This is a genomic window from Ferrovibrio xuzhouensis, assembly GCF_042648965.1.
Lineage (GTDB): Bacteria > Pseudomonadota > Alphaproteobacteria > Ferrovibrionales > Ferrovibrionaceae > Ferrovibrio > Ferrovibrio xuzhouensis.
Genome location: NZ_JBHRYJ010000008.1, coordinates 128,684 through 154,072, shown reverse-complemented (window position 1 = coordinate 154,072; position 25,389 = coordinate 128,684). Strand labels below are relative to the sequence as shown.

23 protein-coding genes are annotated in these 25,389 nt (G+C 59.9%); 13 read left to right on the top strand and 10 right to left on the bottom strand.

Annotated elements, in window-relative coordinates; all coding sequences use genetic code 11:
- Positions 1-149: 149 nt before the first annotated feature.
- On the bottom strand, positions 150-554 hold the full coding sequence (locus ACFOOQ_RS22770; protein ID WP_379730021.1) for a rhodanese-like domain-containing protein: 405 nt from the start codon (positions 552-554) through the stop codon (positions 150-152).
- Between the two features lie 125 nt (positions 555-679).
- Here ACFOOQ_RS22770 and ACFOOQ_RS22765 point away from each other — a divergent pair, with 125 nt between their 5' ends.
- Positions 680-1,459: an IclR family transcriptional regulator gene (locus ACFOOQ_RS22765; RefSeq protein ID WP_379730020.1), complete on the top strand. Its 780-nt coding sequence runs from the start codon at positions 680-682 to the stop codon at positions 1,457-1,459.
- Between the two features lie 8 nt (positions 1,460-1,467).
- On the opposite strand, the gene ACFOOQ_RS22760 is transcribed toward ACFOOQ_RS22765, so the two are convergent.
- From ACFOOQ_RS22760 to ACFOOQ_RS22740, 5 genes are all read right to left on the bottom strand, one after another.
- On the bottom strand, positions 1,468-2,778 hold the full coding sequence (locus tag ACFOOQ_RS22760) for an NAD(P)/FAD-dependent oxidoreductase (RefSeq protein ID WP_379730019.1): 1,311 nt from the start codon (positions 2,776-2,778) through the stop codon (positions 1,468-1,470).
- Positions 2,779-2,867: 89 nt separating this feature from the next.
- Positions 2,868-3,737 (bottom strand): transporter substrate-binding domain-containing protein, encoded by an 870-nt coding sequence (locus ACFOOQ_RS22755; protein WP_379730018.1) that lies wholly within the window; start codon positions 3,735-3,737, stop codon positions 2,868-2,870.
- Between the two features lie 107 nt (positions 3,738-3,844).
- Positions 3,845-4,642 carry an amino acid ABC transporter ATP-binding protein gene (locus ACFOOQ_RS22750; RefSeq protein ID WP_379730017.1) on the bottom strand — a complete coding sequence of 266 codons (798 nt, stop codon included), beginning with the start codon at positions 4,640-4,642 and terminating at the stop codon, positions 3,845-3,847.
- Entirely contained in the window at positions 4,639-5,316 is a 678-nt protein-coding gene (locus tag ACFOOQ_RS22745) for an amino acid ABC transporter permease (protein ID WP_379730016.1), read from the bottom strand. Before ACFOOQ_RS22745 ends, ACFOOQ_RS22750 begins: the two co-directional genes overlap by 4 nt.
- Before the next feature lie 13 nt (positions 5,317-5,329).
- Positions 5,330-5,992, bottom strand: coding sequence for an amino acid ABC transporter permease (locus ACFOOQ_RS22740; RefSeq protein ID WP_379730015.1), 663 nt, complete (start codon positions 5,990-5,992; stop codon positions 5,330-5,332).
- Between the two features lie 585 nt (positions 5,993-6,577).
- Here ACFOOQ_RS22740 and ACFOOQ_RS22735 point away from each other — a divergent pair.
- The 3 genes from ACFOOQ_RS22735 to ACFOOQ_RS22725 are packed head-to-tail and all read left to right on the top strand — an operon-like array spanning position 6,578 to position 11,080.
- Positions 6,578-8,677, top strand: a complete 2,100-nt coding sequence (locus ACFOOQ_RS22735) for a hydantoinase/oxoprolinase family protein (RefSeq protein WP_379730014.1) — start codon at positions 6,578-6,580, stop codon at positions 8,675-8,677.
- Positions 8,674-10,338: a hydantoinase B/oxoprolinase family protein gene (locus ACFOOQ_RS22730; RefSeq protein ID WP_379730013.1), complete on the top strand. Its 1,665-nt coding sequence runs from the start codon at positions 8,674-8,676 to the stop codon at positions 10,336-10,338. The genes ACFOOQ_RS22735 and ACFOOQ_RS22730 overlap by 4 nt, the downstream gene beginning before the upstream one ends.
- A complete protein-coding gene (locus tag ACFOOQ_RS22725) occupies positions 10,325-11,080 on the top strand; it encodes an SDR family NAD(P)-dependent oxidoreductase (RefSeq protein ID WP_379730012.1) in 756 nt (251 codons plus the stop codon). Before ACFOOQ_RS22730 ends, ACFOOQ_RS22725 begins: the two co-directional genes overlap by 14 nt.
- 56 nt (positions 11,081-11,136) lie before the next feature.
- On the opposite strand, the gene ACFOOQ_RS22720 is transcribed toward ACFOOQ_RS22725, so the two are convergent.
- Together ACFOOQ_RS22720 and ACFOOQ_RS22715 are read right to left on the bottom strand one after the other, a co-directional pair.
- Positions 11,137-11,907 (bottom strand): IclR family transcriptional regulator, encoded by a 771-nt coding sequence (locus ACFOOQ_RS22720; protein WP_379730011.1) that lies wholly within the window; start codon positions 11,905-11,907, stop codon positions 11,137-11,139.
- Between the two features lie 31 nt (positions 11,908-11,938).
- Positions 11,939-12,916: a LysR substrate-binding domain-containing protein gene (locus tag ACFOOQ_RS22715; RefSeq protein WP_379730010.1), complete on the bottom strand. Its 978-nt coding sequence runs from the start codon at positions 12,914-12,916 to the stop codon at positions 11,939-11,941.
- A 153-nt stretch (positions 12,917-13,069) separates the two neighbouring features.
- Between ACFOOQ_RS22715 and ACFOOQ_RS22710 the strand changes: the two genes are divergently transcribed.
- The 9 genes from ACFOOQ_RS22710 (at position 13,070) to ACFOOQ_RS22670 (ending at position 23,099) form a co-directional block, all read left to right on the top strand.
- Positions 13,070-13,891 (top strand): transporter substrate-binding domain-containing protein, encoded by an 822-nt coding sequence (locus ACFOOQ_RS22710; RefSeq protein ID WP_379730009.1) that lies wholly within the window; start codon positions 13,070-13,072, stop codon positions 13,889-13,891.
- An 83-nt stretch (positions 13,892-13,974) separates the two neighbouring features.
- Positions 13,975-15,375, top strand: coding sequence for an NAD(P)/FAD-dependent oxidoreductase (locus ACFOOQ_RS22705; RefSeq protein ID WP_379730007.1), 1,401 nt, complete (start codon positions 13,975-13,977; stop codon positions 15,373-15,375).
- Positions 15,372-16,133 (top strand): amino acid ABC transporter permease, encoded by a 762-nt coding sequence (locus ACFOOQ_RS22700; RefSeq protein ID WP_379730006.1) that lies wholly within the window; start codon positions 15,372-15,374, stop codon positions 16,131-16,133. The genes ACFOOQ_RS22705 and ACFOOQ_RS22700 overlap by 4 nt, the downstream gene beginning before the upstream one ends.
- Positions 16,130-16,990: an amino acid ABC transporter permease gene (locus ACFOOQ_RS22695; protein ID WP_379730005.1), complete on the top strand. Its 861-nt coding sequence runs from the start codon at positions 16,130-16,132 to the stop codon at positions 16,988-16,990. The genes ACFOOQ_RS22700 and ACFOOQ_RS22695 overlap by 4 nt, the downstream gene beginning before the upstream one ends.
- Before the next feature lie 4 nt (positions 16,991-16,994).
- A complete protein-coding gene (locus ACFOOQ_RS22690; RefSeq protein WP_449265834.1) occupies positions 16,995-17,774 on the top strand; it encodes an amino acid ABC transporter ATP-binding protein in 780 nt (259 codons plus the stop codon).
- Between the two features lie 39 nt (positions 17,775-17,813).
- On the top strand, positions 17,814-18,986 hold the full coding sequence (gene metC, locus ACFOOQ_RS22685; protein WP_379730004.1) for a cystathionine beta-lyase: 1,173 nt from the start codon (positions 17,814-17,816) through the stop codon (positions 18,984-18,986).
- A 53-nt stretch (positions 18,987-19,039) separates the two neighbouring features.
- Entirely contained in the window at positions 19,040-19,396 is a 357-nt protein-coding gene (locus ACFOOQ_RS22680) for a RidA family protein (RefSeq protein WP_379730003.1), read from the top strand.
- Positions 19,397-19,422: 26 nt separating this feature from the next.
- Entirely contained in the window at positions 19,423-21,708 is a 2,286-nt protein-coding gene (locus ACFOOQ_RS22675; RefSeq protein WP_379730002.1) for a molybdopterin-dependent oxidoreductase, read from the top strand.
- Positions 21,705-23,099, top strand: coding sequence for an MmgE/PrpD family protein (locus tag ACFOOQ_RS22670; RefSeq protein ID WP_379730001.1), 1,395 nt, complete (start codon positions 21,705-21,707; stop codon positions 23,097-23,099). The genes ACFOOQ_RS22675 and ACFOOQ_RS22670 overlap by 4 nt, the downstream gene beginning before the upstream one ends.
- Positions 23,100-23,567: 468 nt before the next feature.
- On the opposite strand, the gene ACFOOQ_RS22665 is transcribed toward ACFOOQ_RS22670, so the two are convergent.
- Positions 23,568-24,941, bottom strand: a complete 1,374-nt coding sequence (locus tag ACFOOQ_RS22665; protein ID WP_379730000.1) for an L-serine ammonia-lyase — start codon at positions 24,939-24,941, stop codon at positions 23,568-23,570.
- A gap of 16 nt (positions 24,942-24,957) precedes the next feature.
- A complete protein-coding gene (locus ACFOOQ_RS22660; RefSeq protein WP_379729999.1) occupies positions 24,958-25,269 on the bottom strand; it encodes an NIPSNAP family protein in 312 nt (103 codons plus the stop codon).
- Positions 25,270-25,389 lie beyond the last annotated feature (120 nt).

Genomic DNA, 25,389 nt, shown 5'->3' with positions numbered 1-25,389 from the left:
CGACGACAGACACCGCTCGGGGCGAAAAACGCTTGCCCAGCGAGCAAAATCAGGCGATCTTGAAGTCAAGCGGCGGGCCACTTGGGGAATGTCGGGTTTCAGCAGGCTGGTCACGTCGCGAATGAATTCCCGCAGCATTTTCGTCGCGCTCACTCTTTGTGAAACGGGAAGGTGATGGTGCCTCCGGCTTCTTTCCAGGCCTTCAGGCCGCCTTTCAAATGGGCCGCATTGGTGATGCCCATTTGCTGAAGGGTGTAGACTGTAAGAGTGGAGCGCCAATCGAGGGCGCAGTGGAACAGCAGGTTTGGCTTGCTGTTAAAGATCGTCTTGAAATAGGGACTGTTCGGGTCGATCCAGAACTCGACCATACCCCTTGGGCAGTGGAAGCTGCCGGGGATGATGCCGTCCCTTTCGCGTTCGCGCGCTTCACGGACATCGACGATCAGCCAGTCGGCATCCTTGCTCAATGCCAGTGCGTCCTGGACGGCGATCTCGCGGATCGCCTTTTGCGCTTCATCAACCAGGGTTTCGATGCCTCGCGTCACGATCACCATTGTCCGCAGCCCCTTGCCAGCCCTTCAGTGTTCCATTATATAGAACAAGTGTTTTCAATAATGACACGTCACCGTTGCTGAGGCAAGAAGGCCTGTCGCTGCAGGGGGCGTTCAGGGACGATGAGATGAGAAGTAAGACTGCCGGGCCGACCAGAATCGACACGACATTGTCGAAAGGGCTGCAGATCCTGGAGGTCCTGGCGGCCTCGCCGAGTTCCATCGGCATTACGCAGCTTGCGATGCAACTCGAGCTTAACAAGTCCAATGTGCACCGGCTGATTCAAACGCTGAGCGCGATGAATTATGTGACTCAGGAGCCCGACCGCACCTATCGCGCCAGCCTCAAACTGTGGAAGCTCGGCAATATGGTGTTGGAGCATGGCAGCCTCATCCACCTCGCTTCCCGGGCCATGCATAAATTGGCCGGAGAGGCCGGTGAAGACGTACTTCTGACGGTCCTCGATGGCTTGCAGGCGTTGTACATCGACAAGATCGATAGCGAGCAGCCCGTGCGGGCATACACCAAACGGGGCGGTACCGCGCCCCTGTATTGTGTCGCAACGGGGAAAGTGCTGCTTGCTTTCAACTATGATGCCTTGCGCGACGTCGTGGCGGAGAAAATCTTGGCCCATTCGCCCCGCACCATCACCAACCTGAAGAATCTCGACCAGGAAATGGAACGGATCCGATCCAATGACATAGCCCTGAACCTCGGAGAATATCGCGCGGATGTAGGAGGGATCGCCGCGCCGATCCGCGACTCTATCGGGAGGGTCGTCGCCGCAATTGGGGTATCCGGCCCGCTATCCCGCCTGACGCGCCAGCGGATGAAGGAATTGAAGCCAGCCGTGATCGAGGCGGCCGAAACGATATCGAAGACGCTGGCGAAAGAGCAACAAGTTTGATGGTCGGTTCAGCGACCATGACTCAGGGCATGCACCAACCGGTCTCGGGCGTCGTAGTATTTAATCGCGGTCTCCACCAGTATCTCCTTGAACGGGTAGTAGGGAAGCTCACGGTAGTGAGACAAAGGCAGGACGAGCTCGTCAATCCGCGTCGTATCACTTGCCCATTTGGCCAGCTCCTGGCCGAGTAGGGTGGCTGTGCCGATGCCGCGGCCACTGTAGCCGAGGCAGGCGGCAATGCCTGGTGCCAGCTCGAACAGGCGGGGGTAGAAATCCGGCGTCATGGCCATGAAGCCCGTCCAACGATATTCCCATTCCATGTCGGGCAGGAAGGGGAAGACCTGGCAGCACAAGCGTACCATGTTCCTGTAAGATCCTTCGCGATCCGCGCCAGAAGTGCCGCCACCGCCGCCGAGATGCAGGCGGTTGCCAGGTTGAATGCGCACACCAAACATGAGCTTGCGCAGGTCTGACATGATTTCGCCACTCGGCAAGATTGTCGCGAGTGACCCTAGCGGTAATGGCTTGCTGACAAGTTGCGGCGTACGGACGGGAATGAATGTCTTCTTCAGGCCGGGCCAGAGGTCATCCGTATAGGCGTTCGTGGCAATGATGATCTTGCCCGCCGATATCGTGCCTTTTGCAAGCTCGAGGATGTGCCGGCCGCCAGACCGAACGATCCGCGTGACACGGGCATCGCTCCGGAGGCGCCCTCCGGCCGAGAGAACGGCGCCGGCAAGGCCGCGCGCATATGCCAAGGGATTTATGGCGCCGCCGCGGGGATCATAGCTGCCACCGAGATAGTATGTCGTGCCGGTCCTGTCGGCCATCTCGTTGCGCGGCAGCATGGACAGAGGGGCGCCGCGCGACCGCCACACATCGGTTCGTTTCTGCAGGTTAAGAAGCGCGTTCGGGGAATGCGCTGCTGTGATGATGCCGTTCCGTTTGGCGTCGCACTGGATGCCATAACGTGCGATGATGCCGAACACCATGTCGGGCGCCTGGCCAATGGCCTCGATCAGTTTTTTCCCGCGCTCTGTTCCGAAAGCCTCTTCGATTTCGTGAGGCTCATGCTTCAGGGCCGCAACGACCTGCCCGTTGTTGCGGCCAGAGGCTCCCCAGCCGGGCTCGTTCGCATCGATCACAAGGACGTCGACGCCGCGTTCGGCGAGATGCAAGCCGGTAGTAAGCCCCGTGAAGCCGGCGCCCACGATCACGACATCGGCCTGTTCATTTCCCTCGAAGCCCTCGATGCCCGGGGAGAGAGGGGCCGCCGTAGCCGCCCAGTAGGAAGCGGGGGTTTGCCCCGGATCGTTCATTGGGATTGTGCGCATGCCTTCAGTTCACCCACCGTGGTTTGGAGAATAGTGGGGTGCGGCCGTCGCTCTCCGGCCGCACCCCGGAGTGGTCACCGGGTCACGACCGCCTGGACCTTCGACAGGTCGACGCCGCGGAAACGATAGACATCCCCGATTGCCTTCTGGACCTGGCCATGCGTAACCAGATACAGCAGTGTGGTGGACAGGAAGTTGTTCCAGCGCGGATCCGTTTCCTTCCGGATGCCGGTTCCGGCGGGATAGAGGGCAGCCGGTTCCGGCATCTTCACCTGGCTGCCCGGAAGCCGCGCACTGATCAGCGTCGCAGAGGTCAGAGAGGTTGCCAGAGCCTGGACGCGACCGGTCTGGAACGCCGCGATCATATCATTGAAACCCTGAAACTTGCTGAGTTCAGCATTGGGGGCATTCTTAGCAATCTCGAATTCCATCGACGTACCGGCAGGAACGGCGACTTTGAGTTTCTGCTTGTTGATCGCTTCCCAACTGCTCACATCGACATTCGGAGCGGCAGCCAGCGCCGTGCCATACCAGAACAGGCCCTGCGGAACGAAATCGATCGCGGCGGCGCGGGGCGGCGTGCCATCCAAGCCAAAAATCAGATCGAACTGGCCGGCCTGCAGGCCGGGGACGGCATTGCCCCATGTGGTTTCCACGATCTCCAGCTTCGCCCCAAGCGCTTCAGCGATCTGGCTCGCCATGACCGGACCTAGCCCGCGCCAGACGGTGTCGCCGATCTTGACGGCGCCGGGGGCATCGCTGCCCGATGTATCCTTGAACGCCCAGAATTCCGAGTTGGTGCCGGCGAGGCGGACGACCTTGGTTTCCTGAATGCGCTCCCAGGTGGATTTGGCAGGCTGGGCGTGGGCAGCGGCACCGCCAATCAGCAATGCGCCGGCCGCGGCAACTGCAACTTTTTTCAGCATACTCATCACGTTATTCATCGAAGCCTCCTGATTTGATTGTGCGCGTCTGAGTGACCCGTCCGCCTTTGGAATGAACTTTGGGCGAGGGGGTGTTTTCCGCGGTCTGCGGAAAGGAACGCAGGCGGTCATCTGTCCTGCTCGGCTGCGGGCAGCCTGAATGTCGTGACGCTGCGAAGGAATTCTGCGGTTCGCTGTTGCTTCGGACGGAGCAGGACCTCCCTGGGGGAGCCCTGCTCGTGAATCTTGCCGTCATGCAGGAACAGGACCCGGTCGGCGACATTGTAGGCAAAACCGAGTTCATGTGTGACGACGACCATCGTGACGCCGTCGGCAGCCAGATCCTTCATAACATTGAGAACCTCGCCGACAAGTTCAGGATCAAGGGCTGAGGTCGCTTCATCGAACAGCATGACAATTGGTTCCATGGCGAGAGCGCGAGCGATTGCGACGCGCTGCTGCTGTCCGCCCGACAATTGGGATGGATAATGCTGGCTTCTGTCGGCGAGGCCGACCCGTTCAAGCTTTTCCCGCGCCAGCTTGCGTGCCGCAGTTTCGGTCATCCCCTTCACCTTGCGAGGGGCTAGCATCACATTCTGTTCGGCCGTCAAATGGGGGAAGAGGTTGAAGTGCTGGAACACCATGCCGACGCGTTCGCGGAAATGGTTCAGGCTGCTCTCGCGATAGACGATCGGTCCTTTACCCGCGCGGCTCGGCGACCCGACCGGCTCGCCATTCAGGTAAAGGCGTCCGCTTGTCGGATATTCGAGCAGGTTCATGCAGCGCAGAAGGGTGCTTTTCCCGGATCCGCTGGCGCCGATCAGACAGACCGTTTCACCCTGGGCCACGGTAAGATCGATGCCTTTGAGAACGACATGGTTGCCGTAGCTCTTGACTAGGCTGTCAAGCCGAATCACTTCGGTCATTCTGCATGCCCTCCAGCGATGCGCATCCGGCGCTCGAGGCGGAATGCCAGATAGCTGAGCGGCAGGACGATGATGGTGAATATGAATGCCGCTACGGTGTAGGATTCAAGCGGTCGCAGCTGGTCTTCGGCCAGCAGCTTCGCGGTATAGAGCGTCTCGGCCAGTGAGATAGACGAAGCCAGTGTCGTGGTCTTGAGCAGCTCGATCGCCCGGTTCGTGAAGGCTGGGATCATGCGCGATAACGCCTGGGGGATGATGATGTAGCGGAACTGCTTGACTCGGTTGAAGCCGAGTGCGCGCGCCGCCTCCCATTGGCCCTTCTCGATGGATTCTATGCCGGCACGGTAGATCTCGCCGCAATAGGCGCCAGTATAGAGAGACAACGCGACGGTCGATGCCAGCCACGCCGTCGCCTGCCATCCGGTGAGGACCGGAATGGCGTAGTAGAACCAGAATATCAGCACGATGCCCGGCACGTTCCTGAAGAACTCAGTATAGATGCTCGAGATGATCCTGATCAGGCGGGAGGGGGAAACCCTGCCGATGCCTGTGAACAGTCCGATCAAGAGGCCGGCGCTCAGGGAAATCACCGCCAGTTTGAAGGTGTTCAGCACACCAAGCAGAAGCAGGCTCCTGCTGTTCCAGATGAAGTCGAAGTCCCAATGATATTGCATGGCGGCTCCGGCCTCAGCGGCTCGCCATCTTGCGTTCCAGCAGCCGGGACAGGCTGCTGGCACCGTAGATGACGACGAAGTAGATGAGGCCAACGATCGTGAATGTCTCGAGCGACTTGTATGTTTCCGATGAGACGTTGAACGCGACGTAGAACAGTTCTTTGTACGTCACGACGCCAGCGAGCGCCGTGTTCTTGATGACTTCGACGACCAAGAGGAAAAAAATCGGGATCATGCGTCGGTAAGCCTGGGGTAGGATCACATAGCGCATGCAGGTCATCTTGCGCATGCCCAAGGCGCGCGCGGCTTCCCATTGGCCGCGGCTGATGGATGTGATGCCGCCGCGGACGATTTCCGCCATGAAGGCCGCGGCCTGAAGCCCGAGCGCGAGCGTCACGGCCAAGTATGTATTGATCGCCACTCCGACCACGATGGGCAGCGCGAAGTAGCACCAGTAGATCAGCACCAGGGCGACCGAGGACCGGAAGAAGTCGATGTAAAGTACGGCCAGCCATCCCAGGATGGGGACTTTCTGCTGGCGCAGGATGCCCAGGGTGAGCCCGAGAGGGACGGCGATGATGAGGGCCGAGACCAGCAGCTTCAGCGTATTCAGGCCGCCGTCGAGCAGCTCAGGGATGTAGTGAAGGATGTACAGGAAGTCCCAATTATATCCCATGGCGGACTCCCGCCTTCACGACTGTGCCGGTAGAGGGGCGCGGCCGTTGCATCGCACCTGCTGGCACCGGGCAACTCCTGAGTGAACATGGCCGCAGGCGGAATGCCGGCAATGTGCAGCGCCGTCGTGCATTGTTTCAGGCCATGGGCGGCGCAAAGGTCGTTGCCCCACGGAGCTACCTTTCCAACGCATCGATGAGACCATGACAATCGCCCCCGCTGATAGTTCTGTATATCAAAACGACTGTTCTTTTTAAGAGAACTTAAGCGGCGAATGGAGAGGAGTCAAGTTTGGAGTTTGGTGAGCCATTATGCCAAATAATTGGGCTATAAGCACAATATTCACCCTCGGGGAATCCTGAGATGAGTCCTGCAAGAGAAATAATTGTTTCTATATAAAGAACAAACATTTCGTATATTGACACAATCTGGAGTTTGCGGCAAACCTCCACGATGTTTCTGCAATGCGGAAAGACATGATGGTCATCATCGAGCGCGCGGCCACCGGCGGGCAGAGCGATTTTTGGTTCGTCGGAATTCGGCGAAAAAGCGGCGGGCCGAGGCTGCCGCAGCACCATTCGTAGTTGTGGAGATCGCGAAGATGGACTTGCGGGCAAGAGTTGGTGTCGACATCGGGGGAACCTTCACCGATGTGGCACTCGAGTATCCCGGCGGGCTTGCCACGGCCAAGGTGCTGACGAATTACAGCCAGCCCGAACAGGCCATTATCGACGGCATCGAAAAAGCGGCGCGTAAGGCTGACATCCCCCTGGACCGGATCGGGCAGGTGATCCATGGGACGACGCTGGTGACGAATGCGTTGATCGAAAGAAAAGGTGCCAGGCTGGCATTCGTGACGACCGAAGGATTCCGGGACGTCGTTGAAATGCGCTCGGAGAACCGTTTCGAGCAATACGACCTCAACATCACACTGCCGCAGCCTCTGGTCATGCGGCAGGACCGGTATACGGTGCGCGAACGCGTCGCCGCGGACGGAAGCGTCCTGCGGCCGTTGGACCGGCAGGACGTCGACCGCGTTGTCAAATCCATCCGGGACCAAAAGTACGAAGCCGTTGCCATCGGCTTTATCCACGCATACGCGAATGGCAGGCATGAAAAGGAGATGGCGGATGCCCTGAAGGCCGCCTGTCCCGATGTTGCAATTTCCCTCTCGTCGGTGGTCTCGCCACAGATTCGGGAGTTCGAGCGGTTCAACACGGTCATCGCCAATGCCTATGTGCAGCCGATGGTTGCCAGCTACCTCAATCGCCTCGTTCGCCGCCTCGGGGAGAGGGGCATCAATGCTGCCGTCTACATGATGCATTCCGGCGGCGGGCTGATCAGTGTCGAAAATGCCGTGGAGCAGCCGGTCCGCCTGCTGGAATCCGGTCCGGCCGGCGGGGCGATCTTCGCCGCAAACTACGCACGGGCGCACGGATTCGATAAGGTCGTCTCGTTTGACATGGGCGGGACCACGGCAAAGATTTGTCTGATCGAGGGCGGTACACCGAAGACGGCCAGCCTATTCGAAGTGGCCCGCACCTATCGTTTCAAGAAAGGGTCTGGCATGCCGGTCTCCACGCCCGTCGTGGAGATGGTTGAAATCGGTGCAGGCGGTGGTTCCATCGCCTCTATCGATTCCATGGGGCGGATTCGCGTTGGGCCGCGATCAGCCGCATCTGAACCGGGGCCGGCTTGTTACCAGCGTGGCGGCACCGAGCCGACGGTGACGGACGCGAACTTGATCCTCGGCCGTCTGGATCCCGATAATTTCGCTGGCGGCGAGATCCACCTCTCCGTGCCGAATGCGGACAATGCTCTGGCGACCCATCTCTGCGGCCCGGCCGCGGCAACGCCGTCCGATGCGGCGTTCGGCGTGACAGAGATGGTCGACGAGAACATGGCAAACGCCGCCCGCGCCCATACGATCGAGAACGGGCGGGATGTGCAGTCATTCACGATGATTGCCTTCGGCGGCGGTGCGCCCCTGCATGCTAGCCGCCAGTGCGAGAAACTTGGCATCGATCGACTGCTCATTCCGCCCGGTGCCGGTGTCGGTTCAGCCATCGGGTTTCTGCGCGCGCCATTCAGCTACGAGGCCAGCCGGGGCTTTTTCCAGCGCCTTGCGACGATGGATATCCAGGCCGTTTCCCGCATGCTGGCCGTGCTGGAGGACGAGGCGAGGGCCTTCGTTGCCAGTTGCGCCGATGAAATTGACATAACGGCCCAGCGCACGGCCTTCATGCGTTATGCCGGACAGGGGTGGGAGATTCCGGTTCCCCTGGCTATCGACATAGATGATGCGACCGACCCCAGTTGCTTGCGGGCGGCATTCGAAGAATGTTACCGGCGCCTGTTTGGCCGGATCATCGATGGACTGGAAGTCGAAATCACGAACTGGTCGGTCCTGGTGACGTCCCGGCCGCTGGAAGTCCCGCCGGTTGCCCGTCGTTCGCTGGTGGCCGACCCGATAACCGGAAAGCCTCGGCGGTTTTACGATGCTGCGCAGCGCCGTTTGGTCGAGGGGCAGGAGGTGGAGCGGGCCGCCATGCTGCCCGGTGCGGCGGTCGTGGGGCCGGCAGTCATTATTGAAAGCGAAACGTCAACGGTCATCACTAGCGCATTCTCCGCTGTCATGCAGGATGATGGCAGCCTTCTGGTGATTAAGAAGGAGAAGCACGTATGAGCCTGTCGGCAATCGACTATCAGATCATGTGGAGCCGGTTGATCGCCGTGGTCGAGGAGCAGGCCACGACCCTCATCCGGACGGCGTTCTCCACATCGGTGCGCGAGGCGGGCGATCTGTCCGCTGGTGTTTTCGACATTGCTGGCCGCATGGTCGCCCAGGCGGTTACCGGTACGCCGGGCCATGTCAATGCCATGGCCGAAAGTGTCGGGCACTTCATCCAGCAGATCGGACGCGACAATATTTTCGAGGGCGACGTCTACCTGACGAACGATCCTTGGTTCGGCACCGGGCACCTGCATGATTTCACCGTGGTCTCTCCGTCGTTCCGGTCCGGGAGGTTGATCGGCTTCTTCGCCTGCACGGCCCATGTGGTGGATATCGGCGGTCTCGGCTTTGGGCCTGACGGCAATGACGTCCATGAAGAGGGGCTACTGATCCCGATCATGAAGTTAGCCGACCGCGGGGTCATCAACAATGTCCTGCTTAAGATCGTCAGGGGCAATGTCCGTGCGCCCGATCTTGTGGTCGGGGACATGTATTCGCTGGCCGCGTGCAATGCCGCGGGTGACCGCAGGCTTCAGGAGATGATGACGGAATTTGGCCTAGCGGATATCGAGGCACTTTCCGAATACATCATGGATAGCAGCCGCCGCGCCACGCGAGATGCGATCGCACGGGTACCGGACGGCGTCTATACCAATGCCATGCGGATCGACGGCTATGACGTGCCGGTGGATATGCTCGTCTCGCTCAAGATCGAGGGCGACCGTCTGGGGGCCGATTTTGCCGGAACTAGCGGCATGAGTCGCTTTGGCGTCAATGTGCCGGAAGTCTATACCCGTGCCTATGCCTGCTATGGCCTGAAGTGTGCGATTGCACCTGATGTGCCCAATAATTCCGGCTCGCTGGAGCCGTTCGAAGTTTCCGCGCCCGAAGGCTGTATCCTGGCAGCACGGCGCCCGGCTCCGGTATCGACGCGGCATGTGATCGGACATCTGGTTCCGGACGTCGTCCTTGGCGCTCTGCACAAGGCATTGCCCGGCACCGTTCCAGCAGAAGGGGCGAGCGCATTGTGGAATATCCAGATCTCGGCCCGCCCGACCGATGATAATACCCGGTCTGCGGAGGTGCTGATGTTCAATTCCGGCGGCATGGGTGCCCGCCCTGCACTCGATGGGCTGAGCGCGACGGCGTTTCCTTCCGGCGTCAAGACGATGAGTATTGAGGCAACCGAGCAGGTCGGCCCGATCATCGTATGGCGTAAAGAACTACGCGAAGGCTCCGGCGGCGCGGGACAGTTCCGCGGCGGTCTCGGGCAGGTCATCGAGATCGAGCCCCGGTCGGGATACAACCTATTCTTCAATGCCATGTTCGATCGGATCGATCACCCGGCCCGCGGCCGGGAGGGCGGCTTGGCCGGAGCTCCTGGTTCCGTCGGGCTCGCGGATGGCACTCATCTGAAGGGCAAGGGACGGCAGGAGGTTGCGGACGGGCAGCGGCTAGTTCTAAAGCTGCCGGGCGGCGGCGGATATGGCGAGCCGGGTCGACGGGATCACAAGCAGGTCCGTGCCGATCTCGCGGCGGGGTATATCACCGCGGAGCAAGCCGCTCGTGATTACGGTTTCGATGGAGACGAGGAGAAATATGATGACCGATAAGGCTATTGCCCTCGTGACGGGGGCAGCGCAGGGCATCGGGTATGCCTGTGCCGAACTTCTTGCCGAACAAGGCATGTTCGTCATCCTGAGCGATCTCAATGCAGAGGGCGTGCACGCGGCGGCACAGCGCCTGGGGAGGGATGCCCGCTCCATCGTGTGCGATATGGGCGATCCCGCCGCGATCGACGCGATGTTCGATACCATCGAGGCAGAATACGGAGCCGTTTCCGTGCTGGTGAATAATGCCGGCATCGCCGTGCCGAAGCCGTTCCTGGAAACGCCGATCGGCGACTTCCGCAAGGTGATCGATGTCAATCTCGTCGGCACGTTCATGGCCATCCAGCGGGCCGCAAAGGGCATGGTTGCCAAAGGGATCGCCGGTTCGATCGTCAATATGTCGTCGATCAACGCAGTTGTGGCGATCCCGACTATTGCCGCCTATTGCGCCTCGAAAGGCGGCATTAGTCAGCTAACCAAGGCGTCCGCGCTTGCACTAGCCCAGCACAACATCCGCGTTAATGCTGTCGGTCCTGGTTCGATCGATACGGAAATGATGGCGGGCGTGAATGCGAATCCGGAGGCCATGAAGATGGCGATGTCGCGGACCCCGCAGAAACGCATGGGAACGCCCCGGGAAGTGGCGGAGCTCATCGTCTTTCTCGCCAGCCCGAAGGCCAGCTATATCACCGGAGAGACGGTCTATATCGATGGCGGCCGTCTCGCGCTGAACTATACCTGCTGATAAGCCTGAGGCCGGTGGCGACGCTTGCCACCGGCTTGGCCATCATGTCATGGCCATTACGTCTCGGCCACTTGTGCCATGATCTCTTCGGCGGCCCTGCGGACCATTTCGCCGTAACTTGCCTCGCCATTGGCCGGCAGGTTCACATCTGGCATCGAGATGCCGATCGCGCCGATGGGGGCGCCGTTCGGCAGACGGATAGCCGCGCCGAAGCCCAGGACCCGCTCCCTGAATTCGCCTGTATCCGTCGCATAGCCGCAGGCCTGTATGCGCGCGACATCGGCGTCGAGCGCGGCCAGGTTGGTGATCGTGCGATCGGTATACCGGGTCAAGTTGCCGCGCAGCCTTTCCCGCCAGAAGGTATAATCCGCAGCAATGATCGCCTTGCCGGTGCTGACACAATGAATGGGCGCGGCACCTCCGATCGGATTCCAAGACCGGATCGGCTGCTGACTTTCGACCTTGTCGATGTAGACGACGGAAAGCCCTTCCGCAACAGCGAGGTAGACGGTGTCGCTGGTTTCTTGGGACAGCATCCGCATCTGCGTTGCCGCCGCTTCGCGCAGATTGAGATTCTCGACGACACGGCGGCCGATCTGCCATGTCTTCAATGTGGCGACATATTGCTTGTTCTCCCTTTGCCGGACAAAGCCGAGGGTGGACAAGGTCTGCAGCAGCCGGAAGGCATTGGACTTCGTCAGCTCCAGTTCCTTACTGATCTCCGTGACGCTCTTGCCGCCTTGGGTTGCGGTCAGCATGTCCAGAATGCGTAGGCCCTTGGAAAGCGTTGAATCAAGGCGTGGCGCTTTGGGAGTGTCGTTTGTCATATCCATGTTTTCCCGGGAAGCGGTGGCGGCATCAGGTGGAGGGCGAAGCCTGTTGACCGGCTGCGACCTGGGTTCTTCCCGGATCCACGGTATCGGAAGTGGCGATTTCGTTGAATAGCCATTCGGAGAACAATCGCATCTGCTTAGTCGTCGGCTCATTCTTGGGCGACACAAGATAGTAGGCTTCCTTCCAGCGGACCTCGCTGGCGAAGGGGCAAGCCAACAGATTCTGATCGAGCAGATCCTTGACCAGAACATCGACGCCCAGTGCAATACCCTGTCCGGCGAGGGCCGCCCGGATGATGACCTCGTAGCTGCTAAAATAAATCCGGTCGGGCATGCGCCGGGGCTTGTTGTCAAGACAACTCAGCCATCTTGTCCATCCGATTGAGAACGATCCGTCGCCCCCACCTTCCCTGTCGAGAAGCGTGTGGCCGGCCAAGTCCTCGACGGAAGTGATGTTGCCATAGGTGTCGAGATATCGCGGCGAGCAGACCGGAAAAACATGCGGCTGCAGCAGGGGCCTTACACGCAGGTTCGGCCAATCGCCACTGCCATAACGCACGGCAAGGCTCAGGCCTTCCTGAGAGGGATCGAGATCGGCGTCGGCGGTGACGAAGCGCATGGAGATGTCGGGATGGGCGCGGCGGAACGAGGCGATGCGTGGCATGAGCCATAGGCTGGCGAAGGCAAGGGGAGAGGCGATCGTCAGGCTTGGCGAATGCTCCTGCTGCCGGATGCGTGAGGCGACGCTGGCGATGTGTTCTAGGCCGATGGTGACGGCTTCGAAAAGCTGTTGGCCGGCCTCGGTCAGTGCGCGTCCGCGGCCATCCGGCTGGAACAGGCTGACGCCGAGTGACTCTTCGATGCGGTCGATATGACGTGTCACTGCCGCAGGTGTTACGGACAGCGTCCGGGCGGCCCCGACGAAACTGCCGTTACGGGCTGCCGCTTCAAAGGCGATGAGGCTGTTTGCCGGCGGCAACCGCTCTTTTAAAGATAATGACATGAATTTCCTCAGTATACAGAAGTTTTAGTTTTTATAAAATGAAAAAACACACGGTGTGCTATTGTGCAAGGTTTTCACAATAAATAACAATGATAAAAAATAAGGTAATACCCGATGGGGCGGGGCAAACATCCAAAACAGATGGAGAACACGATGAAGTGGTCAAAGGCCTGTCTCACGCTCACCGCTGGCCTGTCGCTGATGCTCAGTCTTGCCGGTTTCACCCGAATGGCCAGTGCGGACACGCTTGATGACATTAAGGCGCGCGGCGTCCTGATTGTCGGCGGCAAGACGGATTACAAGCCTTTTGGCTACAGAGAGGCCGGCGGCCCGGTTGTCGGCTTTGCTGTCGAACTCGCCAATCGCGTGGCGGAGAAGCTCGGCGTGAAGGTGGAGATCGTTCCCACCGCTGCAGCGAACCAGCTCCAGTTCCTTGAACAGGGCAAGATCGACGTTCTGATCGCGGCGATGAACGACACGCCCGAGCGGCGCAAGATCGTCCGTATCATCGAGCCGGGTTATTATGCCTCTGGCGCCAACTTGCTGGTGATCAAGGCGGCCGCGATCAAGTCCTGGAGCAGTATCAAAGGAAAGCCGATTTGCGCCAATCAGGGGGCGTATTTTAACCGCCCCGTCGAGGAGAATTATGGCGCGAAGATCGTTGCCTTCAAATCACCGACCGAGGCGTACAACGCCCTGCGGAACGGTAGTTGCATCGGCTTTGTCTATGACGACAACAGTCTGACGCTGAAACTCGATGATCCGGACTGGAACGCATATGAGATGCCGCTCAAGTCGATCATGCCGCAGCCGGTCGCGATGGCCGTGCGGCTGGGCGATGAGCGTCTTGCGAAAATCCTCACGGATCTTTCCGTCGAATGGTATCGCACCGGATATATCCGCCAGCTTGAGAAAAAGTGGTTCCCCGGCAAGGACAGCAGCTTCGTCGAGGAGATGGCGGCGAAATACAAGTAAGCCGACATTCCCGGTCCCTGTCATCCTGTAATCAGAAACGAGGGCCGCAGAGATTGCGGCCTCTCCATTCGGTAAGCACAGCTATGGTTCCGCTCGCCCATTCGCCCAATGCCGATTCTTCGGGTATGCCGTTCACTCCTTACTCCAGAACGGGCGGTACTCCGCTCTGGTGCGAGCCGCTCGGCACGGATATCGAGGCGGATATTGTCATCGTCGGCGGCGGAATAGCCGGGATTTCGACGGCACTGCATGCCTCTCTGGCAGGTCTTAAGGCGGTGGTCCTGGAGGGCAAGGAGGTCGGCTGGGGGGCATCTAGCCGCAATTCCGGCCATATCCCCGCTGCGACCCGGCAGGAGCCGTCGGCGATTATGCGGAGCTTCGGGCCAGTACACGGGCGGCGGATCATCGATGCCTCGCGCGAGGCCCCAGAACTGGTCTATGGCCTCGCCGAACGTTACGGCATGGATGCCTCCGCGGTCCGTGCCGGCGGCATTCAGGCCGCGCATAATGCGACCGCTCTCGAGAAGTTGCGACGCCGTGTCAGCGATCTGCATGCGCTGGGCTATGAAGTGCGACTTCTGGATGCGGAGGAGACCGCCAGTCTCGTCGGCTGCGCGCCGGGCGTATACAAGGGCGCGGTTTTCGATCCGGCCGGCGGTACGCTCAACCCGCTGGCTTACGTGCGCGGGCTGGCGCGCGCCGCCATTGGCGCCGGCGCGAGGATCTGCGAACACACGATGGTACATGGCATCGAACGCTCGGGCGACGGCTGGCTGGCGAAATGCAGGTCGGGATCGGTTCGAGCACGTTTTGCAATCGTGTCCACGAATGGCTACGGCGCCGGGTTGCTGCCGCGTCTGTGGCGCAGCGTCATTGCCATCCGCGCCTATCAGTTCATGACCGAACCACTGCCCGAAGATATCCGCAGGACCGTGCTGCCGCAGGGCCAGGGCTTCACCGATACACGGCGCCTGATGTCGGGCATACGTATCCACAAAGACGGCCGTCTGCATTTCAGCGGCATCGGACCCCTGTTCGGTCCGGAGCGCGAACCGAATATCGACGCAAGCATGGCCCGCGTCAGGTTCCTGTTTCCGCAGATCAAATCGATCGCGTTCGATTACTGGTGGAGCGGCTGGATGGCCATGAACCAGGAGCATAGCTGGAAAATCCACGAGGTCGAACCGCGGCTCTTGGCGATCCTGGGCTGCAACGGACGCGGCGTCGGTCTCGCAACCATTTATGGTCGGGAACTGGCCGACTATATCGCGGGCAAGCCGGCGGCCGATCTGGCGCTCCCCCTCCAGCCCGTCAAGCCTATCGCCGTCCATCCGTTCCGCCGCCCGCTTGTCGGTGCGCTGGCAACGGGATACCGTGTGATGGACGCCCTTGAAACGGCTCTCTCTAGGCCTGATCGGAACCGCCGGGCAGAACGGCGGAAACTGCAGGCAACGGGAGCCGCGCGCAAAGAGGCCCCTGAATGACGCTGGAGAACATGTTCGGCCCCGTGGCGAACTGGTTCCGGAAGCTGCACGAAACGACCGGTCTCAATTTTGTGGTCTTCTATGACCCGTTCGACGCAAGCCGGTTCTTCAAGGGGCTGGCCGTCACGCTTGAGATGGCGGCAATCTGCATAATCGCGAGTACGGTGATCGGTGTTGTTGTTGCCGGCATTCATGGGGTGCGCTTCCGCCCGGTGGTCTGGCTGGTGGACGGCTACGTTCAATTCTTCCGCAATACGCCCTCGATCGTACAGCTGTATTTTTTCTTTTTCGGGCTCGGGCCGGTGATCGCGATTCACAACGAGTACGGCCAGTCTGTTCCCTGGATCAGTGGTTTTAGCTGGGCCGTGATCTGCCTGTCAGTCTATTCCGGAGCCTTTAATGCCGAGATATTCCGGGGCGGCATCGAGGCGGTGCCGCATGCAACCGTGGAGGCGGCGGAGGCGCTCGGCTATACACGCCTCGGCACATATATCCATGTCGTCCTGCCCCTGGCTGTCCGCATCAGCTTTCCCGCATTCGGCAACAACATGGTCAACCTCATCAAGTCAACGAGCGTGGCATATGCGATTGCCGTGCCGGAGACCCTTTACGTCAGCAGCCAGATCTGGGCTGACGCCCTCAATGTCGGCGAGATGATGAATGTGGTCCTGGTCTCGTATGTTGCGATTGTCAGTTTTTTTGTCTTCCTGATCGGCCGCGTCGAGCGGGCGATCCGGGTTCCAGGCATCGGCGTATGAGCGCCGCCGGCAATAGGCCGCTTGCCGTGATCCTGTCGGTCCGCACGGATAGGGGGGCGCCGCCTGCAGCAACAGGAACCGCGATACGAGCCTTCGTCATTGTGGCTTTCTGCATCGCCCTGTTTGCGATGCTAGACCGGTCCGTCGCGGCCCAGACTGCGGCACCGGGACACGTGACAGGGGTGCTGGCGATCCTGTCGACCTGGACTCCCGCCATCCTTCTTGGATTCCTGACCAACATTTATATCAGCCTGCTCTCCATGCTCGTAGCCACCGTGCTCGGAACGTTGGTCGGTATCGGCCTGGTCGCGGAACGGATGCCGGTTCGCTGGTGCTGCTGGGGGTTCACTCATTTTTTCCGCAATGCCCCGTGGCTGGTGATCTTATTCTATTGCATGCTGCTGCTGCCATTTTCGCTGCATGCCGGACCGTTCTCGGCGCCACTGCCGGACTGGTCGAAGGCGGTCTTCGGCATTGCCATCGCCGCCTCGGCCAATATGGCCGAGGTCGTCCGTGGCGCCATCCAATCGATTCCGACGGGGCAGTGGGAATCGGCTGCGTCGCTGGCTTTCAGCCGGCGACAGATCATCTGGATGATCATATTGCCGCAATGTGTGAAGCGGATGGTTCCGGGCTGGATGAACCTCTACGCCCTCGTGATGGTGTCGACGCCGCTCTGCTCGGTCGTCGGCGTGAGGGAGGTCATGACCACGATCGCAGACATGCTGGCTTCCTACAGCCGCCACGATCTGCTGATGCCGGCATATTTTTATCTCCTGCTGCTCTTTTTCGTCTTCTGTTTCCCGATTGCGCGCCTGACGTTGAAAATCGAGCGTCGCTTCTCGGTCGTAGGGTGAATGCATGAACCTTGAGCGCGGCAAGGTCGATATCGAAAACGGATCGGCTCATTACGAGCCACTGATCTATTGCAAGGACGTGCGGAAGTCATTCGGGACAACCGAAGTGCTCAAGGGCATCTCGATGGAAGTCCGCAAGGGGCAGGTGGTGTGCATTATTGGTCCGTCTGGTTCTGGAAAGTCGACCTTCCTGCGCTGCTTCAACGGTCTGGTGAGCATTGATTCTGGCGAGATTTACGTCGACAGGTTCGCCGTCCACTCCACGAACCTGGACAAGCTGGCGCTCCGTCGCAATGTCGGGATGGTTTTCCAGCAATACAACCTGTTCCCGCATCGAACGGTCTTGCAGAATGTGATGATGGCGCCGATTCATGTGCTCCATCAGAAGCGTTCCGAGGTCGAGGACAGGGCGAGGGCGTTGATCCGGAAGGTGCGCCTTGCCGGCAAGGAGGCTGCCTATCCAGGCGAGCTGTCGGGCGGCCAACAGCAGCGTGTGGCGATTGCCCGCAGTCTGGCAATGAATCCTCAAGTGATGCTGTTCGATGAAGTGACGGCGGCGCTGGACCCGGAGACGGTTGGCGAGGTGCTCGTGACCATTCGGGAACTCGTGGCCGAAGGCATGACCTGTCTGCTCGTTACCCACGAGATGGGTTTCGCCCGTGAGGTGGCCGACCGGGTCTATTTTACCGATGCGGGCCTCATCGTTGAAAGCGGGCCGCCTGGTGAATTCTTCTCGTCGCCCAAAGATCCGCGCACAAGGGCTTTCCTCGAGCGGATTCTGTAGGCGGATTTTCGCGTAATTCCCCGGAGAACGGCAACAGACATGAGAACCGACACCGTACTGGTCCATCTTGGCCGTGACGACGAGCAATTTTCCGGGCTGGTGAACGCCCCGGTTTGCCGGGCATCGACGATTCTTTTCCCCACGATCGCGGCACTCAAGGCGGCGCAGCGCGACAAACAGAAAAACCTCTATTACGGTCGCTTTGGAACCCAGACCGTCAAACTACTTCAGTCGGCTTGCCGGGAGCTGGATGGCGGATATGAGGCCATGCTCTTTCCTTCCGGTCTGGCCGCGATTGCCCGGGTGCTGGGCTCGTTGCTCAGGCCGGGCGACCACCTGCTCATGGTGGACAGCGTTTACGGACCAGTGCGTGATTTCTGCGAGAATGAGCTACGCGACCTCGGGGTTTCTACGAGCTTTTATGCTCCGGAGGCCGCCGATGAACTGGGGGCGGCCATTCGCAAAGAGACGAAGGTCATTTTCTGCGAGTCCCCGGGGACAATGACCTTCGAGCTGCAGGACATTGACAAAGTCGTCGCTGCTGCTGCGGCGGCGGGGGTGGTCACCGTGATCGACAACACGTGGGCCACACCTTATTTCTTTCGGCCACTGCAGCATGGCGTCGACATCGTGATCCAGTCGGCCTCGAAATACATGGTCGGGCATTCCGATGCCATGCTGGGCGTGGCTGTGACGAACGAGCGCTGCTGGCCCCTGCTGCAGCGCTCGTCGGCAGCCTATGGGAACTCGGTCAGCCCCGATGACTGCTACCTCGCTTTACGCGGCATGCGTACGCTGGGCGTCAGGCTCGATCGTCATTTCGCCAGCGCGCTGAAGGTCGCGCGTTGGCTCGAAAGCCAGCCGGAGGTCAGAGCCGTGCACTACCCGGCGCTCGAGTCGAGCCCGGATCACGCCCAGTGGAAACGTCATTTTACTGGCGCCTCCGGCCTTTTTGCCGTTGAGTTCCCGGCCTCAGTTGGCGAACAGGCGGCCGAGGCATTCGCGGATAGCCTCGAACTTTTTGGCATCGGTGTGAGCTGGGGTGGTTTCGAAAGCCTGGCGATACCGGCGCATTTCCGTCGCAACCATGCCAGCCGGGTGAAGGGGCCGGTGGTCAGGCTGCATATCGGCCTGGAAGACCCGGATGATCTGATTGAAGACCTTTCCCGCGCCCTGAAAGAGTGCATCGCAGCCGCAATGGCCCATGTCTGACCGCGCGGCGGAAGGAGTATGCGCCTCATTCAATCCCGAGGAGAATGCGAAAGATGGATGATATTGTTTACGTCGACACCAATCAGCGTTACAGCAAGGCCGTCATCCATGGCGGTGTGGTCCATCTCGCCGGCCAGGTGGCGAAAGATGCGAGCAAGCCGGTAGAAGATCAGACAAGGCAGGTGCTGGCTCAGATTGATGAGATGCTCGCTCATTGCGGAACCGATAAGTCGAGGCTGCTAACCGCGAGCATTATTTTCAGAGATTTCCGCGATTTCGAGATCGTGAACCGATTGTGGGATGCGTGGGTCGTGCCGGGTCGTGCGCCGACGCGCACGCCGATCGAGGCGAAACTCGCCGCGCCCGAATATTTGATTGAGATTCAAGTCTCAGCTGCCCTGAGGGCCTGATCGTGGGTTCGGATGGCGATATTGGGATGAAATCGCACAGTTCTCACTGGGGGGCATTCCGTGCGCGGTGGCGCGACGGTGCCTTGCAGGTGCTCCCACATCCAGCCGATCCGGACCCCAATCGCCTGATCGACAATCTGCCCGGTGCGATACGCAACAGCATCCGCGTGAGCCAGCCGATGGTCCGCAGGGGGTGGCTGGAAAATGGGCCTGGACCCGATGCTAAAAGGGGACGCGACGAGTTTGTCCCGATGCCATGGGATGAAGTGCTCGACCGGTTGGCCGTGGAGCTGAAGCGGGTCGGTGATTCTTACGGAGCATCGGCGATCTTTGGCGGTTCATATGGCTGGTCGAGCGCGGGACGGTTTCATCATGCGCAGAGCCAGGTCCATCGTTTCCTTAATACGGTGATGGACGGATATGTTCGCTCGGTGAATACCTACAGCGCCGGGGCTTCGGCGGTGATCCTACCGCATGTTCTGGGACCGGCAGACAATGTTGCCAGGCGGAATGTGACATGGGAACAGATCATCGATCATACAGATGTTGTTCTGGCATTCGGCGGCATGGCCATCAAGAATACGCAAGTAGCCAGTGGTGGTGTGAGCCGGCATGTCGAGCGCGATGCCATGCGCAGGGCGGCAGATCGAGGCTGCCGCTTCATTTGTGTTAGCCCGCTGCGCGATGATTTGCCGCCGGAAGCCAGGGCGGAATGGCTTGCGCTGAAACCTCTGACTGATACGGCGTTGATGCTGGGGATCGCACATACGCTGGTTGCCGAAGGGTTGCATGACGAAGCCTTCATTGAAGGCTTTTGCGCGGGATGGGCGGAATTCGAGCAGTATCTGCTTGGCCGGGGAGCGGATGCAATCGAGAAGTCTGCAGCCTGGGCCGGTGCGATCTGTGGCATCTCGGAGGCGGTTATCCTCGATTTGGCGCGATCACTGGCCAAAAAGCGCGTTCTGGTGACGACCTCGCTGTCGCTTCAGCGATCGGAACATGGCGAGCAGCCGATCTGGATGGCGGCCGTTCTGGCTGCCATGCTGGGGCAGTTGGGGTTGCCGGGCGGCGGATTGGGATATGCACTCGGCAGCCTTGCCCATTATGGCAAGAGCGACAATGTCGTTGCCATCGGTGCACTGCCCCAGGGTGAAAACCATGTCAGCGACTTCATTCCGGTCGCCCGGATCGCCGATATGCTGCTCAAGCCCGGCGATGTTTTTGACTATAACGGCCAGCGCCTGCGGTATCCGCATATACGGTTGGCCTATTGGGCCGGCGGCAATCCATTTCACCATCATCAAGATCTTGGACGCCTCGCTGCCGCGGTCGGTCGCCTCGACACATTCGTCGTTCATGAGATCGCCTGGACGGCGACCGCACGGCATGCCGATATCGTGTTGCCTTCAACTATGACGCTGGAGCGCGAAGACATCGCCGGCACGCCGACGGATCCACTGCTCATGGCCATGCACAGGGTGGCGGAGCCATATGGCCAAGCGCGCGACGATTATGAGATTTTCGCCGATCTGGCAGAGCGACTGGGCCGCTGGAACGAATTCACCGAAGGCCGCACGTCTAGGCAGTGGATCGAACATATGTACGAAGAGTTTCGCACCAAAATGGCGGCGCATGATCTGCCTGCTCCGTCATTTGAGGAATTCTGGGAGCGAGGAGAACTAGAGCTGCCGAAGAAAACTGATGATGGCGGTATGTTGCGGGCTTTCCGTGAGAATCCGGTTGCGCATCCACTCCCGACGCCGAGTGGAAAAGTGCAGATCAGTTCGGCGGTCATACAAAGTCTTGGCTATGCCAGTTGCCCCGGGCATCCAGCCTGGCTGGCTCCGACCGAGCCGGTCTCCGCCGAGCATCCGCTTTATCTCATTGCCAACCAACCTCGAACTCGGCTTCACAGCCAATTCGACTTTGGCGACTATAGCCGCCAACATAAGCGCCGGGGGCGCGAGGTTTGCTCCATCCACCCGTCGGTCGCGGCCGTTCGCGGCATTGCAGATGGAGATATTGTGAAGGTCTTTAACCGGAGAGGGGTGTTTCTTGCCTGCGCCGAGATCGACGAGGGCGTGTCCCCTGATGTTTTGCGCGTACCGACTGGTGCCTGGTACGATCCGGTGATGGATGAGAACGGTCGGCTGCTTTGCGTGCATGGCAATCCGAATGTGCTGACGCGGGACATCGGCACGTCATCGCTAGCCCAAGGATGCAGCGGGCAGGTAACAGCTGTCGAAATCGAGCGATACACCGGTTCATTGCCACCTATCCGGGCTTTCATCTCGCCGGAACCTAGCCAGTGAGTGCCGCGGCGACAACAAATATGCAGGGGGCAGTCTCCAACGCAATTGCCAGGCATCTGGCTGAGGCGCAGGCTCAAGACCTCCCGGCGCAAGAAATTGCCGCGGCTAAAATGTCGCTCATAGATGTTTTGGCCTGCGCTCTTGCCGCGAAAGACAGCCCGGGTACTGCTGCAGTTCTTGCCGTCTGCCAGTCAGAGCGGGCGGTTGGAAGAAGCACGATCTGGATGACCGGAGAAATGACCACGCCAAGGCAAGCAGGCTTCGTCAACAGTATGTATGCGGCGTCTCTTGATTACGACAGCGTCTTCCATCGCGGTGTGGTTCATTCCGATATCATTGTCGTCCCCACTGCGGTCGCTGTTGGAGAAGCAGTTACATGTTCGGGGGCTGAACTGCTATCGACGATCGCGTATGGCAACGATCTTTTATGCCGTCTTTCGCTTATATCACCGCCGCCGCGCAAGGCGTGGTTCTTTTCTTCTGTCTATGGCGTTATCGTATCGGCAGCAATGACGGCTCGTTTATTGAAAGGTAACGAGAAGCAGATATGCGATGCCATGGGGCTGGCGTTGTTCAGTGCGGCGGGCACCTACCAGCCGATGACCGAACGTTCAACCAGCAAACAAGCGATGGCCGCATTCGCGGTTCAGGCCGGCATACATTGCGGTTATCTCGCGGTGGCCGGCCTTGAAGGCGTTAACCAGCCACTCGATGGCAAGCACGGCATTCTAGCAATGTACCAAAATGGCGATCTATCTGCAGTCACCGAAGGTCTGGGGAAGATTTTTTTTGGTTCGCAGATCGGCCGCAAGCCGTATCCAAGCTGTCAGTGCAACCATGCACCGATTGAAGGCATTCTGGCTCTCAAGCATGAGTATGGGATAAAGCCGTGCGATGTGGCGGAGGTCGAAGTCTCGCTCTCACCGCATGCCTGTCGTATCGTTGGTGCGCTATATGACGGGCAACCTCCATCACAGATGACCGCGCAGTTCAGCGTTCAGTATTCCATTGCCTGCGCCTTGATTCGTGGCAAAGTCGGTATCGATGAGATCAAGCAGCCATGCATTTCTGATGAAGAGATTGTCGAGTTGGCGCGTAGAGTTCGCATCGCGGAAGATCGGGACAATCCTAATACTTATGTACCCGCCAGCGTCACGGTGCGGATGCGTGACGGTTCGTGCGTCTCGAACACGACTACGGTCAACAGGGGCTCGGCCAGTCAGCCGATGACAGAAGCGGAAATGCTGCAAAAGGTTGAGGATTGCCTGATGTCAGTCAACAGAGGCCTGGAAGGTACGGCGGTAAGAACGATCTTTTATCAATTGATGGGTATCGATCATGCTCCTGAAATAAATGAACCAGTTTTAGTGTTCTTGCGGTCGGTAATTTGAGTGTTTCTATATGGTTAAGCATCAGCGAACATGCCGCATGAGTCCTGCCGGCGGCCTTTTGTTGCATGGGCCACTGAAATAGCCGCTGAATGATGGGCGGAATACTCGGCAAGACCAACGCAGTTAGTATGATTGTTGGAAAATCTAATGGCTGGGACCGGAGGTGGAAAATCTACTGAGGGTATTTTGCAATGGCTGCAACCAGTTCGTCGCGGCCATGGGCGGCCGGCATCGGCGAAGCACAGGGGGCAGAAGCTCTATCGTGACCGTACCGCCCGGCTCGGCGACCAGTCGCCGGATGCGATGCGTTGTGGGTGCTGAAACCGATGGAGGGTCGCATGGGCGCGGTGTCGCCCGCGAATTCGTTCTGTAGCCGCGTCAGTCATGAAGGCATTGCACATTTTCGTGCAGGGGTGCCTGGCCCGTCCTGGTCTTCGGATATTGTTACATGGCACTGTTCCATGCCGATCAGCAGGCAACGATATTGGCCGCAAGGCCACCTTCAGAGGTCTCTTTGTATTTGAGCGCCATGTCTGCACCGGTTTCGCGCATGGTCTTGATCACCATGTCGAGCGGAACAAGGTGCTGGCCGTCGCCGGATAGGGCCATCCGTGCCGCGTTGATCGCCGTGGTCGACGCGATCGCATTACGCTCGATGCAGGGAACTTGGACCAGCCCGCCGACCGGGTCGCAGGTCAGGCCGAGGTGATGCTCCATGCCGATCTCGGCGGCATTCTCGATCTGTGCATTGCTGCCCCCGAGCGCAGCGGCAAGGCCGGCCGCCGCCATCGAGCAGGCAACGCCGACCTCGCCCTGGCAGCCGACTTCCGCCCCCGAGATCGACGCATTCTCCTTGTAGAGGCTGCCGATGGCGGCCGCCGTCAGCAGAAAGGTGAAAACATCCGGCTCGCCGCTGTCGGGAACGAAATGGACAAGGTAATGCAGCACGGCCGGGATAATGCCGGCCGCACCGTTGGTCGGCGCCGTTACCACCCGACCGCCGCCGGCATTCTCCTCGTTGACGGCCAGCGCATAGGCATTGACCCATTCCATGGCGGCGAGCGGGTCGGCGTGATTGCTGCTGGCCCGTGCCTGCAGCCGCTCGGCCAGCAGTCTGGCGCGCCGGCGTACCCGCAGGCCGCCAGGCATCTCGCCGGTCTGCGCCAATCCGCGGACAACGCAGTTCTGCATTGTCTGCCAGATGTGCCGCAGGCCGCCATCAATCTCGGCCTCGCTTCGCGTCGCGCGTTCGTTGGCGCGCGCGATGCCTGCAATGGTCAGGCCGTCACGCGCGCCATATTCGAGCAGCGCGGCGGCGGTCCGGTATGGGTAGGGCATTGCCGCGGCGGTTTGTGCGGGTTGGTCGAATTCTGCCTCCGTCACGACGAAGCCGCCGCCAACCGAATAATATGTCTCCTGCGCCAGGGGCCGCCCATCCGCGTCATAAGCCATGAACCGCACCGCATTGGGATGCCGCGGCAAGGTTTGCTGCCGGTGGAACAGCAGGTCGCTGTCTGCATTGAAGGCGATGATTTGCGTCTCCGCCAGAGTGAGCTGCCCGGATGACTGAACGGTGGAGAGCAGGGACGGTATCCGGTCCGGCTCGATGGTGTCCGGCTGCGCGCCGAGCAGGCCCAGTATGACGGCGCGATCGGTGGCATGGCCGCGGCCGGTCATGGCCAGAGAACCGTAAAGATCCGCCTGCAGGCGGCAGGTCGCCGGCAGCAATCCGGTCGTCCGCAGGCTGGTGGCAAACCGGCCGGCTGCGATCATCGGCCCGACCGTATGGGAGCTGGACGGACCGATTCCGATCTTGAACAAGTCGAAGACACCGACGACCATGGCGGAAGTCTCCGGCTCAGCCGAGTGGCGAAAAGGCAGCCGGCATCAGCAGGGCGTTTTCCTGGTGCACGAGGAACGGCAGGATCGACGGGACGAAGCGCTGCCAGTCGGCATCCTGCCCGAGTTTGGCCCGCTGGCTGCCGCGATGGCCGGCATCGTCATAGGCCCAGATGAACACGACCGAGTTCAGGGTACCGACATCCGTCGTCCAGCAACCGACCAGGCTGGCGTAACGGGAGATGATCCCAAGCCCCTGATCCTGATAAATTTTGAGGAATTCGCCCGCCTGCCCGGGGTGGACGCGGTAGGTGCGGATTTCGTAAATCATCGAGGCCTCGCGGAAATGGGTGGCGGGCATAGTACTGACGAGAGCGATTGCGTAAAAGCCTATTTTGTCGTCAACTGATGACAAAATTATGGGCAGAGTGCCGCGGTAAGAACGGGGACG